Below are 16,118 nucleotides of genomic sequence, written 5' to 3'. Positions count from 1 at the left end.
CCCGATCCGACGACGGGAAGACGCCGCGCTGCGGCGACCGGCGGGCGCTGCACTCCGGCAACTCGCAGACGCCCCGGCCCCGCGACCGGGGAACTCCCCGATCCGGCATCCGGCGGACGCCCCGGCCCGGCCGCCGTCGGGCGCCCAGCTCCGTCACCGTCCGCCCCCACCCGGCGGCTCGCCGGTGGCCCGCACCTCGAAGGCGGAGTGGCCCCGCGGCTCCTGCCCGGTCACCTCGACCTCGTCCACGAACGCCGCCGGCGGCCCCTCGTGCGCCCACTCCACCAGCGCGTCCACCGCTTCCGGCGCCCCCTCGAACACGGCCTCGACACTGCCGTCCGGCAGGTTGCGCACCCACCCGTGCACGCCGCGCGCCGCGGCTTCCTGGCGGCAGGTGTCCCGGAAGAACACCCCCTGCACCTGCCCGGTCACGATCACCCGCTTGGCCGTCCCCGTCATCACTCACCTCACCTCAATCGCCAGACCGCCAGAGCGCCAGAGCGCCAGAGCGCCAGAGCGCCAGAGCGCACGGTCGCCCCGTCCGTTCAACCACCCGATCACACACACGCTCGCTCAGCCCTCCGCAGCTGTCGTCCATGGTCGCGCGAACCCGGCCACAGGGCACCCGCGCGCCCGGGGCCCACGCCCTCACTGCGCCCGCGACGACTCCGGGGCCTCCGCGCCCCGAAAAGCTCGCCGAGGTGAGCCCGGAGGATGTCCAAGGCCGCCTCGGGGGTGCGACGGCCCACAAGGACGCTGATACCCCGGCCGTGACCGAGGGCGAGAAGGCGCACTGCCTCGGTCGGCGCATCCCGCTCCGGCGCGAGCACCCCATCGGCTCCCGCGTGGTGAAGGGCCCCGGACAGCTGCCCCTCCAGCCGGTCGGGCCCCGCGACGAAGGACCGGGCCGCCAGACGGGCCGACCACCGCTGATGACTCTGCGGGCGTCGCCGCGCTCGCGGGGACACCGCCCGCGCGGCCGTGACCGAGGGCGAGAAGGCGCACTGCCTCGGTCGGCGCATCCCGCTCCGGCGCGAGCACCCCATCGGCTCCCGCGTGGTGAAGGGCCCCGGACAGCTGCCCCTCCAGCCGGTCGGGCCCCGCGACGAAGGACCGGGCCGCCAGACGGGCCGACCAGCGCTGATGACTCTGCGGGCGTCGCCGCGCTCGCGGGGACACCGCCCGCGCCCCGAAGCGGGGAAGGAGGCGCGGAAGATGGTCAGGCAGACACGAGGGCCAGGCCCTGAAAGCGCACATCCGCCGGTGGCCGACTCCGCCATGCGCCCCGCCCCGCGGGTGCTTTCGCTCAACTCCGGCGCGGACTTGCCGAACGTTCCGATGACGATCCCGTGCCGAAAGAACGCTGACGGAAGGACCGTTCACGCGGCGGCTGGGACTGCTGACCTGCGGCACCGGCCGAGCGACCGCCATCGCGTCGACCGGCGCCCTGGACGCGAGCCTCCCGAGCCGCCTGGGCGAGGGAACGCCCAGACGAGGGGGGTGCGGGGTAGGAGGCGAAGCCGCCGTTACGCCGGAGCGTTTGAGAAGCCTGTTCGACCAACGCCGACCCCCGCCGCCCCTCGACAGTGATGACGACACCACCGACCAGCCGGTCGGGCTCGGTCGGGACAGGGAGCGGCAGCCACCCCTCGGGCAGCTCCCGACGGCGCTGCGCCGCCTTTACGTGCTCCTCAAAGGCGCCGTGCGCCATCCAGAACCGCGCGCCGCTGTTCCTCAGTCCCAGCATCGCGGAACGCAACCGGTCATACCGGGCATCCCGCTCGGTGGAGTCCCCCGAGTCCCCCCTGCCTGCCGCATGGACGAAGTCCTCCCAGGCCCCGAGGACTTCCACCTCCGCAGGACTCGCCTCATCCTCGGACCCCGAGAATTCCAGCTCTTCACCCGTCGCATGAGGCATCGCCCGACTCCTTTCCCGTTTCACCGACCCCGACCGGCAAAACGGCCCCCCACCACGGAAGGTTCAAGAGACGGACCGGTCCCTCCGGATGAACGGGCTCACACCACAGCTCCGCCTCAGAACGCACCGAGATGTGCCCGGCCTCCTGCGCGCCACTGGACACACAATGTCGACACTACTATGGTCGACATGTGCTCGAAGCCCCCGCCAACTACTTGCTCGTCGTGTCCGATCGCGAGGCGCTCGGCTGGATCCTCGGCTCGCAACGGGCGGCCTTTCCTCCGAGTCGCCGCAAGACGCCGTCGGCCTTGAACATCAACGACCGGCTCCTCGTCTACACAACCCGAGGGTGCTTCCGAAATCCGACCCGCGACCGAGGCCGACTCGTCGCCAGGGCCCTGGTCCGATCACACGAAGCCGTCCTCCATTCCCCGGTTCAGTTCGGAGAGCGCTCCTTCGCCCGCGGCTGCGACCTAGAGATCACCTCGCTCGCTCCGCTGGACGCTGGCCCTGTGCTCGCGAACCTCGTCCCACGGCTAAGGACCTTCCCGGCTTCCTGGGCGACTCACATCAGGCGGACCCTAGTGCCGCTGGACGACCACGATTTCGGCGAGTTGACCAGCGCCCTTGAAGCGGTTGCAGTTCCTCGAAAAACAGCTCTCCAGCCGTACCTGGACCGCGCTCGGCTCTCCATCGCCAGGCCGAAGTAGAAGTTATCCACAGATCACTGGATTGGACGGCCCGTCGGCATGCAGGACGAGAAGATGAGCCCCACGACCCACATCGCCGATGAGTCCTCACTCGTGAGAGTTGCTCTCGACTTGGGTGCCGAGCAGGTTCCGGGATGGTCCGAAGAGGAAAAGGAGCTGGCCAACAAGGCGGCCACCGGAGGGGGCGATGTGGCGGCCATCGCGGATCTCATCCAGGCGGGCCTTGATCCACTGGGTGATGCGTTCAGCTCCATCCGGGGCGCTGAGAGTCGCCGCCCTCTGGGGCAGACCTATACCCCTGCGCCCATTGTCAGCAGCATGATCAAGTGGACAGCTCAGAAGGGCATCCCGACGCGGGTCATCGATCCTGGAGTCGGCTCGGGTCGCTACCTTATGGCCGCAGGGCGCGAGTGGCCTGACGCTTTCCTCCTCGGTGCGGACGTCGACCCAGTGGCAACACTGATGGCACGCGCGAATCTAGCCGTCGGCAACATGGCATCGCGAGCCCGAATCGAACTCGTTGACTATCGGAAGCTGGAACTTGAGCCGCACGACGGAATGACCGCTTTTATTGGCAACCCGCCGTATGTCAGACATCATCAGATCGACACCGAATGGAAGGATTGGCTTACTCGCCAGGCGTCTGAATTCAAGCTGCTGGCAAGCCAACTGGCCGGTCTCCACGTCCACTTCTTCCTAGCTACCGCCAAGTATGCACAGCCGGGCGACACCGGCGCCTTCATCACTTCTGCCGAATGGCTGGATGTGAACTATGGGCGCCTCGTGCGAGACCTCCTACTGAACCACCTCGGCGGAGAGTCGGTCCACGTCATTGATCCGTCTGTCTCACCCTTCGCCGACGCAACGACGACAGGCGCCGTCTCATGCTTCAGCGTGGGCTCCTCGGTTCAGTCGATGCGTCTTCGCCCCGTGAAGTCCGTGAAGGATCTCGGTGACCTTAAAGGGGGACGTGTAGTCAGCCGTGAGCGCCTCCAGGAAGCCGCTCGTTGGAGTCCCCTCGTTCGCGTCAGCCCCAAACTCGAAGAGGGGCTCGTCGAGCTCGGCGAGCTCTGCCGAGTTCATCGGGGTCAGGTCACTGGCGCTAACGCGGTGTGGGTGGCCGACCCCGCCGCAGTGAAGCTGCCCGACGAGGTGCTTTATCCGTCGATCACCAAGGCCAAAGAACTCTTCGCTGCCGGTGAGTCCCTGAATGACCTGTCCTCGCTGCGAGTCGTGATCGACCTGCCCAGCGACCTCGACGTACTGGACACGGCATCGCGCCGCAAAGTGGAGCGATTCCTCCGAGTTGCCAAGAACCAAGGTGCCGACGAGACGTACATCGCGAAGGCCCGTAAGGCGTGGTGGAGTGTGGGGCTCCGCGCCCCCGCACCGATCCTCGCCACCTACATGGCACGTCGGCCGCCAGCTTTCGTACGCAACAGTGCGGAGGCGCGGCACATCAACATTGCGCATGGTCTCTACCCTAGGTATGCACTGGCGCCAGCGGCCCTCGATAGTCTGGCTCACTACCTTCGGACGTCGGTGACGCTCGGCCAGGGCCGGACTTATGCTGGCGGCTTGACCAAGTTCGAGCCGCGAGAGATGGAGCGGCTCCCCGTACCGCACCCGGAGGTCCTGCTCCACCATGCCGCAGCAGATGCCACGAGTCTGGAGACCGGACGAGCTTGAGCAGCAGCGCAAGGCTTCGACCGAGTTCTTCAGGGCCGAGCGAACCAGCGAGCCGCTGGAGCAATACCTGGCACAGTTCGAAGTCTCCAAGGCTGCGATCGACACCATTTTGGAGATGACGGTTGACCTCGCAACAGTTGAGGACTCGGCCGCGGATGTTCTCGGAGATGCTGGCCTGGCTGATGTCGCTCGGTATCTGGCGTCTCCGCCGATCAGCGATGACGATCTTCGCACCCTTGCAGATTCGACAACCGCTCCATCCATAGTGAGAGCCGACCCAGAAGTCGCCCGGCGACTGATGGAGGCAATTCTCTTGGGCCTGGATCGCGAGCGGTTCCCTTGGTTCAGCGAGGGACGCCAAGCGAGTGAGGCAGAGAGGAATACGGCGGCAGTTTCTACCGCCGCCATGCACGCAATGCGGCGGATGGAGACCTGGCGCAGGAACAATGGGAGGCAGCTACAGGAATCGACTGTGAAATCCTTCCTTGCCAACCAGTGTGAATTCACAGAAGTACCGGCAAAGAATATCCCCAACCTTGGTCAGGCACCAAACCCTGGTGAGTTTTGTGGCGAAACGTCGGTGGGGTCACGAAAGGCAGACGTTGCCGTTCGCCTCCTTGACGGGCGACTGATGCCCATTGAATGCAAGGTTTCAAACAGCGAATCAAACAGCTATAAGCGCATCAACAACGATGCCGCCGCAAAAGCGACCGCCTGGACGAGTGAATTCGGGTCAGCCAACATTGTCCCTGCCGCAATGATGTCCGGCGTCTTCGCCTTGAACAACCTGAAATACGCTCAAGAAAAAGGATTGTACCTATTCTGGGCCCATGACATGAACCCGCTCAAAACTTTTCTGAATCCTTCCCGGAATACGTAGCACTATGATTGCTACGCGTCGAGTTACTCGGCGGACTGTTGCGTCGGACGCGGAAAATCAGGAACCTTTCCTCTGTCCCAGGTCGGTAGTTTTGTCCGTTGCCGTTCCGCGCTCCAGGTAAGCAGTCCCACCGTCGCCGCGGGCCTCGATGCCAGCGGTGGCACGACGTGCCAGCCGGGGGATGGTCAGCTCCGGCAGCTCTCCAGCGTCATGGAAGCGTAGCCACGAAGCCCGTCGGCCTGCAGCACAATGCGTCGGCACTCGTCCGCACAATGCGTCGGCACTCGTCCGCGCCGAGACGACCCCCGTCGAAGAGAAAGAGGACCTTGTCCCCTTCTTCCCGGTTCGGCGCCCAGGTCACGACGAGCAGGCGCCCGATGACCGGCCTGATGTCCAGCTCCTCATGAATCTCGCGCTTGCAGGCTTGCAAGGGCGACTCCCCAGTCTCTGCGGACCCGCCGGGGATATCCCGGTAGTCCTAATACATGGGCTCGAAGAGCAGGACCCGGTCAGCGTCATCGAAGAAAGGCGTCTCCGCCGCTATGCGGGGGTGGGCCATCTTCACTTCGTGCTCGTTCTCACTCACGCGACGAACTCTGACCGCCGAGAATGCCAACCCTGCGGGCCAATCTGCTACGGGCTGGCAGGGACAGCCTCGGGGCCGCGGACCCAACATGAAAAAGCCCAGGTCACACGGTGTGTGACCTGGGCTTCATCCGAGCCACCTGGGGCAATCGACCCCCGGCCTACGCATGACGAGCGCACGGGCATTCAGGCCGGCTCGTGACCGCTGGTGCCGCAGAGCGAGCCGATCCAGCCCGGTCTTCGCTGTGCGGAGGTCTCTCCTGATCCACTGCCGCACAGTCTCACGGGGTTTTCGGGAGACGGGCTGCCGCAGCGGCACGTCGAAGACCGGGCCCCGAAACCCCACCGAATCCGCTTCAGGCGGGCGCGGTTTCGAATGAAGAGGAAGTCCTCGAACCCGGGCTTCCTCTTCAGTTCGGGCAGGACGCGTAGCGGATGTGTCAATCGTTGATACGGTCCACCTGCATACTGTTGTGCCCTTGTCCAGGCGTGTTCAGGCACCTGAATTCGTTTCGCTGGGAGGGGAGAGCGAGGTACCAGTACTTTTGCAGGCAATCTCCCAGCGCCTTCTGGCCGTAGGCGTTGGGGTGCAGTGACTCTTCCTTCTCCCCCTGGGTGCCGCCACCGCCAGGGATGCCTTTCGAGATGAAACGCATCCACTCGGCATCTTTGCTCGGGATAGGGTTTTCCCTGTTCTCTCCCTTGTTGGCTTGGCGGACGCCTTTGGCGCACACTTCGTGGCCGTTGAAAGCGTTTTGCAGGTCGAGGAAATTCACGCCTGTTTCTGCTGCTGCGCTCCTGATCATCCGGGCGATTTCCGGCACCACGGTGGTGCGCGCCCAACTGGCATCCTGGTCATAGAACGGACACCCTCCAGGATTCCAGCGCGAAGAGGCGAAGCTGCCGGCCCCGACGTGGTACCGGAGTGCGCCACCCAACGGGAGCGGGGACGGATAGGACTGGAGGGTGATCACCTGTTCCGGGCGGGTGTTCCCCGCTTCGCGGAGCGTCGCTTTGACGGATTCTACTGCTCCGACAACTTTTTCCTTGACGCGGGGCAAGTTTTTGATGAGTTCGGGCTGCCAGCTCTTGTAGCAGTAGTCGGTGACCTTCTTGATGAATGTCATCGCGCATGCTGTGATGATGTTCGAGAATGCGAGATCATTTCCGCCGATAGAGATCTGCACCCTCGCGACGTCGGACTCATGTGCAATGGCAGACAGTAGATCGGCCTGGGGCGGCTCTCCCTTGAACTTCCTGCCGCTGGGGGACCTCAAGATGTGCTGCGTCTCTGCGCCGGAGCATGCGATGTTGATCGGCTTTACGTGGCCTGACCGCGCGCTGATGATCTCCGCGACGTCCGACCGGTGACACCCGGCTTTCCGCTCCTCTGTCCCTGGCGCCGCGTCAGGATTCTCGTACGACTGGCCGTAGATCTTCTTCGGGTCCGACACGCACACTTGGCCTTCGCATTCCGTTGCCCGATCGGTCCCGTTCATTTCGTTGTTTGAACTCGCTGACGTCGCCGCGTTTCCCTGCCAGCGACCTCCCTCCCCGGAGATGAAGCTGTCACCGATCGACACCACCGTCGTCGGCTTCTGCTGACGGGTGGTGTGGCCGGAGGACGCCTCCACCGGCGTCACGCCATGGGCCGTCACCAGTGCGCAAGCCGTCAGCACTCCACCCACCGCGGTCACTGTGCGACGCGATCGGGCAATGGCGTGAAGGCGAATTCGGCTGTCTCGCATATCCCTCCTAGAGGCCAGTGCACCGGATACCGGCGACCCGCGATTGTGTTGACTAACTGCTCGGATGAAGTGAAACCATTCGCCCGTACTCGTTTGTTCACTCTTATGGGGCGCCCTGCGTGGAACCCGAAACGCCTGTTTCTTTTGCCGTGCTCTCTCTTCGGTCCGTGCCCGGGAGCGCGACAGGTTTTGTCCCAGCGGTCCGCCGGTATGCGTACCGAGATCTGCTCGCTGCGCACCGGCCCGCGGTACAACGCCGCCGGGGCGACGGGGCACTTCGCGCGGCATACGTCGCACTCGGGCGGCTGCCAGAAGGGAGAGGAGGTGGCGGTCTTGTCGTACCTGGTCGCGACGCGCCACCGCGCGCCGGCCGCCGCGGTCCGACCCACGGCTACTGCCTGGCCGGGCTCAGGCGGAGGCGCGGGCGAGGGTGCCTGCGGTGAGCGTGGTCAGCATCTCCTGCAGGGCGGTCACGAAGTCCAGCTTGAATGCGGTGAGTGAGGGGTCGGCGTCGTAGGCGGCGAGCATCGCCGGAGAGGGCCGTGCGTGTGTCCACACGGCGCCGACGGCCATGATCATGGCTGCGGTCAACTGCGGTGCGCTGTTGCCCAGTTCAGGAAGGTGCTGGTGGGCCAACGCCGCGATGTCGGCGACGTTGGCCACGGCCGCACGCTTGTAGCGGGCGGCCACCTGCGGGGAAACGTTGTGTTCCAGTACGCCCGCCTGCGCGCTCAGCAGGTCGCACAGGACCCGGCGTTGAGCGAGGGAGCCCGCGATGACGGCGGCGAACTGGTCTGCACGCCGGCCCGCCGGAGCGTCCTGGTCGATGCCGGAGTGCGCAAGGGCAGGCAAGTCGGCCACCCACTGCCGCCAGGCACGGTCGAGCAGCTCCAGCAGGATCGCCTCACGCGATTCGAAGTAGCGCAGCACATTGGACTTGGCCAGCCCGACGCGGCGGCTCAGCTCGTTCAGGCTGATCTCGCCGATGGACATCTCTTCGAGCATGGCGGCAGTGGTGTCGAGGATGGCCTGGCGCCGTACCTCACGCTGCTCCTCACTGCGCGCGCGCTGGAAGTTCGTCATGCCCCCAGGTTACAGACTGGCGGTCCTTTGACATCAGACCGGCGGTCTTCTACGTTGGGGCCGCAGGAAAACAGACCACCGGTCCGACAAGGGGGCGGTCTTGGGCTGCGCACCAGGACCGACGCCCTTCCTCGACGACGTCGTCCACGGGGGGGCTGTCTCGACATTGCCGACCGGCTCTGGGCGGACGACAGGCTCTGGCGCGACGGCAGCCCAGGAGAACACCACGGCACCGACGCCGCCAGGAAGTTCTGGCGGCCCAGTGCCGCCGGGGCCTTCAGCGGCATGCCCCCGCACAGCATCCAGGTCCTGCCCGAAGCCGCCTTCGCCGAGGACACCCTCGGCATGCTCTTCCAACTCGGCATCACGGCCCTGCCGAGCGCCGCATGGCCGGGCACACATCAACGAATCCGAGGAGCGTGACAACGGTGAACCACTGGACTCCCGACGACATCCCCGACCAGACCGGCCGCACAGCGCTGATCACCGGCGGGAACAGCGGGATCGGACTGGAAACCGCCCGCGCGCTCGCCCGGCACGGGGCCCGCGTCATCCTGGCCGGCCGCAGCCGGACCAAGCTGGACCAGGCCGCGGAGGCTGTGCGCGCCGCGACCCTCGACGCCCGCACGGACACCCTCGTCCTCGACCTCTCCGACCTCTCCTCCGTCCGCGACGCGGCCACCCGAATCGCCGAGACCGAGACACTCGACCTGCTCTTCAACAACGCCGGCGTGATGAACCTGCCCGAGCGGCGGACCACCCACGACGGCTTCGAGATGACGGTCGGCACCAATCACCTCGGCCACTTCGCCTTCAACGCCCAAGTCTGGCCCGCCGTGCGCCGATCGTCCGCACCGCGAGTGGTCACCGTCAGCGCCCTCGCGTCACGGTGGCCGATAGGCGGACTGGACGACCTGATGAGCGAAAAGAGCTACCGCGCCATGGGCGCCTACGCCAAGTCCAAGCGCGCCAACATCGTCTACACCCTCGAACTCGCGCGCCGCACCGCAAGCAGCCCCGTCGAGGCGCTCGTCGTCCACCCGGGGACGGCGATGACCGGCCTGCAGCAGCACGGCAACGGCACCCTGAGCCGCATGGTCACCCCGATCGCCGCACGCCTGCTCATGGGCTCGGCCGAGGGTGCCGCCTGGCCCTCCCTGTACGCGGCGACCAGCCCGTACGTCCAGTCGGGCAGGTTCATCGGTCCCGCCGGACGCGACCAGACCTCCGGCGCGCCCAAACCCGCCAAGCTCCCCACAGGCGCCGACGACCCGGCGCAGGGCAGGCGGCTGTGGGCGGCGAGCGAGCAGCTCACAGGTGTCCCCTTCGACCTCGAAGCCGGGGCCGCCATCTAGGGTCCGTGCTCACGGATCGCCAGGCGGTGGACCGCGGCGGCGTGGTACGCCGCCATGAACTCACCGATGAAGAGCGGAAGTTACTCCCTCCGCACATTCCACGGGCCGCGACGGGCCGGCCGCCGCGGGCGGAAGACCGCCGGGTGGTCAACGGCACGGTCCACAAAATACCGACAGGGGTCTCTTGGCGTGACCTGCCGGAACACTTCGGGCCCCGGCAGACGGTCTCCACCCGCTTCCGCCGCTGTGCGCTCGACGGGATCTTCACCCGGGCCCTGCATCAGATCCAGGCCCGGGCGGACGAGGCCGGTGACATCGACTGGCTGGTCCAGGTCCAGCAGGTGGACTGCTGCCGCACCCTTTGGAGTTGAGGCCGACGCTTTTCGCGGCTTGCGATGCCGCCACGACGAGATGGCCGAGCCTCGACGGAGCATGGACAGCGCCGCCCTCGATCCGCACGGGCCGGACCGCGTGCAGCGCTGGCGCCTGCTTCGTCTCCTCGGCCGTGGCCCTTGGCGATCGCGTCTGCGATGGCTTCCGGAGTCACCAGGTGGACTGCTTCCTCCGGGTCCATGCCCGATTGCTGAGCCAGCGTCTCGACAAGGTGCGCGGCGACGCCCTGCACAGCGACAGCCTCCACCTCGACCCCGTGGGTCAGGAGCACGGCGCCGGCCTGTGCGCTCCCCCCGCGCTCCCCTTGGGCGGGGCGTCACGAGAAGACGGGCCCGTCATGCACCCGAGCGCCGCCCAGTACGCGAAAAAGCCCAGGTCACACAGTGCGTGACCTGGGCTTCAGATGAGCCGCCTAGGGGAGTCGAACCCCCGACCTACGCATGACGAGCACGTCAGCGGTCATGCTTCGGCGTGCCGCCGGGTGACCCACGATGCCGTTTTCCCAGATCAGAGCACACATCACGGTCCGACGGTTCGTGTCCCGTGTTGCACCGTCCATAGGCGTCCGCGCTCCCCTTGCGCTCCCCCATGAGCAAAGAGTGACCCACGAAAGTCAGCCTGCGATCCGCAGCCTTCCAACCCGCATACCTGTAGAGAGGACACAAGGTCGGGCTTTGGAGGCGGCGCTCATCTTCTTCGCATACTCATCACCGTGACCTTCGATTGTCGTCCCGACTGTTCGTGGCCTGTCGTTGCCGGGGCCCGCGGACCCCTGGGGCTGGCGGGGGCGGAACGGGAACCACCCCGCATGCACGGGGACCACTACGGCGGGTCGGTGATGACGGAGTCGACGCAGGGACCCACCCCGCATGCGCGGGGACCGCCACGTCCTGCGCCATACCTTCGCTTCGGTCCAGGGACCAACCCCCACACATGCGGGGCTGTTCCCTCGCCGCCGTCGCCGCCGTCGAGGTCGAGGTGGTGGTCCCCGCGCATGCGGGGCTGTTCCCAGCGGCTGCTGAAGAAAGGCCGCAAGGCCGCCGTGGTCCCCGCGCATGCGGGGCTGTTCCCGGCCTCAGAGAAGTCGCGACCACCCGTGTCAAGTGGTCCCCGCGCATGCGGGGCTGTTCCCCCTCCCGCCTCACGGGATCGCGCTTTTTCGCAGTGGTCCCCGCGCATGCGGGGCTGTTCCCCGGTGTGGAAGGTGCGCCGCCCCCAGTGCTGGGTGGTCCCCGCGCATGCGGGGCTGTTCCGTGGGAGGGCCGGTGGCTCATCGGGTGGTTTTGTTCACGAGATTGGACAGCGTCTGTTCACGACTTCGGGAGGCGCTTCAACCGTGTCGTGTTCGATTGTCACCGCCTGTGGGCGGCGTCTGCGACCTTTACAGGCTGGTTGCTGTTGTGGTCCGCAGAGTTCCGTAGCCAGTCGCGTGAGCGGCGAGTGGGTGTGGGGGTGGTGAGGATGGCGAGGCAGGTGATGACAAGGGCGATGCCTGCCCAGCCGGTTGCGGGGAGGCGTTCGCCGACGACCAGGACTGCGAGGACAGCGGCGACGGCCGGTTCGAGCAGGGACAGGGTGGTGGCGGTGCTCGCGGGCACGTGGGCGAGGCCCCAGCCGAAGAGGACGTAGCCGGCGAACATCGGGACAAGCGCCATGTACGCGCCAACGGCGGCGTTGGGCCAGGAGGCGATCAGCGGCGCGCCCGTGATCACCAGGACGGGCAGGAGGAGGAGTCCGCCGATCCCGAAGACGGCGCCCATCGCCGCGCGGGAGGGGATCTGGCGGCTGATGAGCCGGTGCGCGGCCCAGGAGTAGAGGGCATACGTGGCGGCGGCGATGAGCCCGAGGCCGATACCGAACAGGGTGCCGGTCGTGGAGGTGCGGCCGGTGCTGTCGGTGGCGTGAGCGGCTTCGGCGACGCAGAGCAGGACGGTGCCGAGGAGGCCCGGGGTGGCCGCGAGCAGCCAGCGGCGGGTGAGCCGGCGGCCGTCCACAATGCGTTCGATCAGGGCGGAGGCAAGCGGGGCGGTGCCGATCGAGACGACGGTGCCGACGGCGACTCCGGCAAGGTGCATGGAGCTGTAGAACGCCAGGGGGTAGACCGCCACCGAGGCAGCGCCCAGCAGGACCGTGCCGCGCTGCTCACGCAGGCTGGCGATGTTGTCGGCGATCTGTGGAGCGGCGATGAGGGCCTGGAGAAGCCCGCCCAGGCCCATGGCCGCAGCGCCGATGGCCACTGGGCCCACGTCCGGGGCGAAAGTGGCGGCCGTACCGGTGGTGCCCCAGAGCACGGAGGCGGCCAGCACGCACAGAGCCCCGATTCCCGCGGACCGGCCGCGGCCGAGGCCGGTCACAGCCGGTCCAGCAGAGCCGCGGCGATCGAGCGGGCGTGCTGGACGCGCTCACCGTCGCCCTCCAGGCCGGCGCGGGCCACCGCGCCCTCCAGGAGGAAGGACAGATGCTCGGCCGCGACGCGGGCTTCTTCGGGCCAGCCGGGCAGCAGCAGCTCCAGGTGGCCGGCGATCAGGTGCTCGACCTGCTCCTTGTGGGCGCGCACCACGGCCCGGCCCTCGTCGTCGGCCGGGAGTTCGGCGGCGGCGTTCAGCAGCCCGCACCCGCGAAAGCCGTGCTCGTACGCGAACGCCGCGTGGTCCGCGTAGGCGTCGAAGACGGCCAGCACACCTTCACGGGGGCCGTCGGCGTGCTCCAGCCGGGCCCGGTAGAGGCCGAGCCACTCCTCGTGCCGGGCGTCAAGGTAGGCCCGGACCAGGTCGGCTTTGGAGGCGAAGTTGTTGTACAGGCTCATCTTCGCCACGCCGGCCTCGGCCGTGATCGTGTCGATGCCGGTCGCCGCCACGCCGTCGGCATAGAAGCGCCGGGCCGCCGCCTCCAGAAGCCGTTCCCGGGCTGGCCGCCGTCGTTCCGTTCTCGCGTCGGTCTCGCGCATCACAATCCAAACTAGGTAGGTAGGTCTACCTAGAGTAGAGGGTGGACCGGAACTGTGGAAAGTCGCGTAGGCACCCCTCGCTCAGACCGTAGAGGCAGAGGGCGCCGAACAGGCCGTCCTGCGCCCACACCCTTCGATTCCGGGCGAGGCAGCGGTGCCTCCCAAAGTCATGAACAAGTGCTGTCGTAATTCGTGAACAAAGCCACCTAGCAGTAACTCCGGCGGAACTGTCACACGTCGTTGCTCATGCCGGAACCCTGAGACCGGAAAGAACTACGGCAAGACGTGCCCGAAGCTCAAGAACCGCCGTCACGGGACCTGGTCCATCCGCCACGAGCTGACCAACCGCCCAGATGGTACGCGTCGCGAATTCCGACGCAGCGGATTCGAGACCTCCAACGATGCAAAGGAGGAGATCAACAAGGTTCGCGCACTTCTCGCCATACCGGACGAGGACGACCCGGCGGGTCATGTGGCAATCAGCGACATGCTGGAGGACTGCGCGCGGAAGAAAGAGCCGCTTCCCGATTACGAGGAAACGCGTCGGCGCCTCGCAGCAGGACAAGCACTCAACCCGAAGATGACGGTAGCCGAATGGCTCGACATCTGGCTCGCGGGGAAGAAACGGCTCCGCAAGGGGGGCCACAGCCGCTACGACACCGACATCCGGGTCCATCTCAAGCCTCACCTGGGCGAGGTGCGTCTCGACAAGCTCAATGTGCCCCACCTGGACCGCATGTTCGATGCGATCAACGAAAAGAACATCGAGATCCAGGAACAGAACGATCAGCGACGCGCAGCCATGAAAGAGCTGAAGGAAATCCCGTGGAAGGGCGCAGAGAACCGGGCACGAAGGAAATGGATGAAGGTGGCTATCGAAGAGATGCCGCCCTATCGTCGCATTACGAGTGTCAGTACCCAGCAGCACATCAGGGCCACGATTCGGGCAGCCCTGAAAACGGCGATTGCCCAGCGCGTCATCCCGAACTACAACCCGGCTGAACATGTCGAGCTGCAGCCCGGCACCAAGCCCAAGGCGCTCATCTGGACTGACGAACGCATCGCCCGGTGGAAGGAGACCGGGGAGAAGCCTTCGCCGGTCATGGTCTGGACTCCCGAGCAGACGGGGCAGTTTCTCGACCACATCACTAGCACCCGCCTGGAGATGATGTGGCGGCTCGTTGCCTTCCGCGGCCTCCGGCGAGGGGAAGCCTGCGGTCCGCGTTGGGTGGATCACGACTACAACAACGCAGCCCTCGATGTCGCGACCCAGCTCGTCCAGGACGGCTGGGAGGTCCTCGAAGGCGTGCCGAAGACCAACAGCGGCATCCGCACAGTGGCGCTCGACGCCGAGACCAACGAAGGTCTAAAGCTCCACAAGGAGCACCAGGACGCGGCGCGCCGCGAATGGGGTCCTGCCTGGCAGGAGACCGGCCGGATCTTCACCGAGGAGGACGGCTCCCAGCTCCATCCGGGCAAGGTGTCGGACCTCTTCGACCGTCTGGTGGCCGAGGCGGGCCTGCCTCCGATCCGGCTCCACGATCTGCGCCATGGTGCCGCGCCCCTGATGCTGCCGCTGGCGTCGATATCAAGGTCGTGTCCGAGACGCTCGGGCACAGCGATTCCCGGATCACCCGCGATGTCTATCAGTCCGTACTCGACGACCTCGCCCGTGCCGCCGCAGAAGCGGTCGTTAAGCTCGTCCCCCGGGCTCCTGGAGTCGTGCTGTCGGCGATCGAGCAGCGGGGGCAGCAGGTCGCTGCCGCCATCGGCACATCGCCTGAGTGCAGCTGCACGTGTACCTGCGGCGCCGGGGCTCCCACACCGCTCACCGCATAACCTCCGCCAACACGCTGATGGGCCCGGACGATTCGCTGTCCGGGCCCATCAGCACTTGGTCGGGTTGCACGCACCCACCGTGCCCGCCATGCGAGTCTTCAGGACCTCAGCGACGGGCCCGACGGCCGGTCTGAAGCGGGCTGGAAGTGGTGCGGATCCTGAGTGGGCGTGGCCTCGGAGGCGTGGTGCGCTCGATCTGCTGCATCAGGCTGCGGGACCGTCCCGACAGTTCGTGCCCCAGCTCGATGAGCGCGCGACGCGTGCGCCACCAGCGGAGCGTATGGGCGGCGACCGCGACCGGAGACAGAGCGAGCAGCCCCGCGTACGCCGGGAGGGAGGAAACGCTGACTCCCTGGCTCGCCGGCCAGATCGCGAGGGCCACAGGGAGCGCAATCGAGGCAACAAGGAGACTTTGTTGGCGGCGCGGCAACGCGAAAAGAGCACCGCGCCAGGTCCGGGCGTTTGCTCTGTCGGCTACACGGGTTCCCAGCTTCCCAAGTTCCTCTGCTCGCTCCCGCAGGCTCGCCCGCGCTCGTCCCACGGGCATTGGCTGCTCGGACAGAACGCGGGCGATCTCTGCTGCCCTCCCGCGCCATCGGGCACGGGCCACCGGACGCGGTCGTCGGCCCGTCACTTCTTGGTACTGGTGCCGCACGAGGATCACGATGATGAGAGCCGTGAACATAGCGCCGGTCAACGCCGACCGCCCGCCCTCACCGATCTGCGACACGGTGTAACCCCCGGCCAGGCCGCCGGCCAGGGACCCCAGCAACGGTGTCATGAAGCCCGAGAAATACCGTTCGTCAGGCAACTCGTGCAGGCGGCGTTCGAAGTTCGTCACTCGTCGATGCAGCAACAGCGATATCGACTCGCCCAGCAGTACAGACAGGACGTACGCCGCCTCGGCGCCGACCGCTGCCGCCCATATGTACTTCTCCATGCTCGGCAGCGTAGGCAGCAGGGGCCAGGTT

The 16,118-nt window shown here is 66.8% G+C and carries 12 protein-coding genes, 1 pseudogene and 1 CRISPR repeat array; of the genes and pseudogenes, 6 read left to right on the top strand and 7 right to left on the bottom strand.

The annotated features are described in order from the left end of the window. Positions 1-153: 153 nt before the first annotated feature. A complete protein-coding gene (locus tag ABD339_RS09760) occupies positions 154-459 on the bottom strand; it encodes an acylphosphatase (protein ID WP_344564452.1) in 306 nt (101 codons plus the stop codon). Between the two features lie 2,208 nt (positions 460-2,667). On the opposite strand from ABD339_RS09760, the gene ABD339_RS09755 reads away from it, so the two are divergent. Together ABD339_RS09755 and ABD339_RS09750 are read left to right on the top strand one after the other, a co-directional pair. Further along, on the top strand, positions 2,668-4,317 hold the full coding sequence (locus ABD339_RS09755) for an Eco57I restriction-modification methylase domain-containing protein (RefSeq protein WP_344564240.1): 1,650 nt from the start codon (positions 2,668-2,670) through the stop codon (positions 4,315-4,317). Then, positions 4,274-5,197, top strand: a complete 924-nt coding sequence (locus ABD339_RS09750; protein WP_344564238.1) for a XamI family restriction endonuclease — start codon at positions 4,274-4,276, stop codon at positions 5,195-5,197. Before ABD339_RS09755 ends, ABD339_RS09750 begins: the two co-directional genes overlap by 44 nt. Positions 5,198-5,405: 208 nt before the next feature. Here ABD339_RS09750 and ABD339_RS09745 read toward each other — a convergent pair whose 3' ends face one another. The 3 genes from ABD339_RS09745 to ABD339_RS09735 all read right to left on the bottom strand — a co-directional run bounded on the left by ABD339_RS09745 (position 5,406) and on the right by ABD339_RS09735 (position 8,613). Next, positions 5,406-5,627: an NUDIX hydrolase gene (locus ABD339_RS09745; RefSeq protein WP_344564235.1), complete on the bottom strand. Its 222-nt coding sequence runs from the start codon at positions 5,625-5,627 to the stop codon at positions 5,406-5,408. 595 nt (positions 5,628-6,222) lie between these two features. After that, on the bottom strand, positions 6,223-7,470 hold the full coding sequence (locus ABD339_RS09740) for a GDSL-type esterase/lipase family protein (protein ID WP_344564231.1): 1,248 nt from the start codon (positions 7,468-7,470) through the stop codon (positions 6,223-6,225). A 468-nt stretch (positions 7,471-7,938) separates the two neighbouring features. After that, entirely contained in the window at positions 7,939-8,613 is a 675-nt protein-coding gene (locus ABD339_RS09735; RefSeq protein ID WP_344564229.1) for a TetR/AcrR family transcriptional regulator, read from the bottom strand. A 285-nt stretch (positions 8,614-8,898) separates the two neighbouring features. Between ABD339_RS09735 and ABD339_RS09730 the strand changes: the two genes are divergently transcribed. Genes ABD339_RS09730 through ABD339_RS09720 form a run of 3 tightly spaced genes read left to right on the top strand, consistent with a single transcriptional unit; the run spans position 8,899 to position 10,339 of the window. Next, the gene (locus ABD339_RS09730) at positions 8,899-9,036 is read left to right on the top strand and encodes a hypothetical protein (protein WP_344564227.1); all 138 of its coding nucleotides are present in this window, start codon (positions 8,899-8,901) and stop codon (positions 9,034-9,036) included. Positions 9,037-9,041: 5 nt separating this feature from the next. After that, positions 9,042-9,968, top strand: a complete 927-nt coding sequence (locus tag ABD339_RS09725; protein ID WP_344564225.1) for an oxidoreductase — start codon at positions 9,042-9,044, stop codon at positions 9,966-9,968. A 5-nt stretch (positions 9,969-9,973) separates the two neighbouring features. After that, the gene (locus ABD339_RS09720; RefSeq protein WP_344564223.1) at positions 9,974-10,339 is read left to right on the top strand and encodes a transposase; all 366 of its coding nucleotides are present in this window, start codon (positions 9,974-9,976) and stop codon (positions 10,337-10,339) included. Between the two features lie 1,003 nt (positions 10,340-11,342). After that, positions 11,343-11,615: direct repeats of the CRISPR family, unit length 29 nt; unit sequence GTGGTCCCCGCGCATGCGGGGCTGTTCCC. Positions 11,616-11,713: 98 nt separating this feature from the next. On the opposite strand, the gene ABD339_RS09715 is transcribed toward ABD339_RS09720, so the two are convergent. Together ABD339_RS09715 and ABD339_RS09710 are read right to left on the bottom strand one after the other, a co-directional pair. After that, the gene (locus ABD339_RS09715; RefSeq protein WP_344564221.1) at positions 11,714-12,715 is read right to left on the bottom strand and encodes a DMT family transporter; all 1,002 of its coding nucleotides are present in this window, start codon (positions 12,713-12,715) and stop codon (positions 11,714-11,716) included. After that, positions 12,712-13,308 (bottom strand): TetR/AcrR family transcriptional regulator, encoded by a 597-nt coding sequence (locus ABD339_RS09710; RefSeq protein WP_344564219.1) that lies wholly within the window; start codon positions 13,306-13,308, stop codon positions 12,712-12,714. Before ABD339_RS09710 ends, ABD339_RS09715 begins: the two co-directional genes overlap by 4 nt. Before the next feature lie 223 nt (positions 13,309-13,531). Between ABD339_RS09710 and ABD339_RS09705 the strand changes: the two are divergent. Beyond that, positions 13,532-15,147, top strand: a pseudogene (locus ABD339_RS09705) (tyrosine-type recombinase/integrase); the annotation flags it as partial. A gap of 106 nt (positions 15,148-15,253) precedes the next feature. Here the strand turns inward: ABD339_RS09705 and ABD339_RS09700 are convergent. After that, complete coding sequence (locus tag ABD339_RS09700; protein WP_344564218.1) at positions 15,254-16,087, bottom strand: hypothetical protein; 834 nt, start codon at positions 16,085-16,087, stop codon at positions 15,254-15,256. Positions 16,088-16,118 lie beyond the last annotated feature (31 nt).

Source organism: Streptomyces axinellae (genome assembly GCF_039532135.1).
Lineage (GTDB): Bacteria > Actinomycetota > Actinomycetes > Streptomycetales > Streptomycetaceae > Streptomyces > Streptomyces axinellae.
Note: the sequence above shows the minus strand (reverse complement) of the source record. Positions and strands in the feature narration are given on the sequence as shown.

Excerpts from the sequence above, each read along its gene's own strand:
- ABD339_RS09760 (WP_344564452.1), bottom strand. The coding sequence starts at position 459 with ATGACGGGGACGGCCAAGCGGGTGATCGTGACCGGGCAGGTGCAGGGG.
- ABD339_RS09755 (WP_344564240.1), top strand. The coding sequence starts at position 2,668 with ATGCAGGACGAGAAGATGAGCCCCACGACCCACATCGCCGATGAGTCC.
- ABD339_RS09750 (WP_344564238.1), top strand. The coding sequence starts at position 4,274 with ATGCCGCAGCAGATGCCACGAGTCTGGAGACCGGACGAGCTTGAGCAG.
- ABD339_RS09735 (WP_344564229.1), bottom strand. The coding sequence starts at position 8,613 with ATGACGAACTTCCAGCGCGCGCGCAGTGAGGAGCAGCGTGAGGTACGG.
- ABD339_RS09730 (WP_344564227.1), top strand. The coding sequence starts at position 8,899 with ATGCCCCCGCACAGCATCCAGGTCCTGCCCGAAGCCGCCTTCGCCGAG.
- ABD339_RS09710 (WP_344564219.1), bottom strand. The coding sequence starts at position 13,308 with ATGCGCGAGACCGACGCGAGAACGGAACGACGGCGGCCAGCCCGGGAA.
- ABD339_RS09700 (WP_344564218.1), bottom strand. The coding sequence starts at position 16,087 with ATGGAGAAGTACATATGGGCGGCAGCGGTCGGCGCCGAGGCGGCGTAC.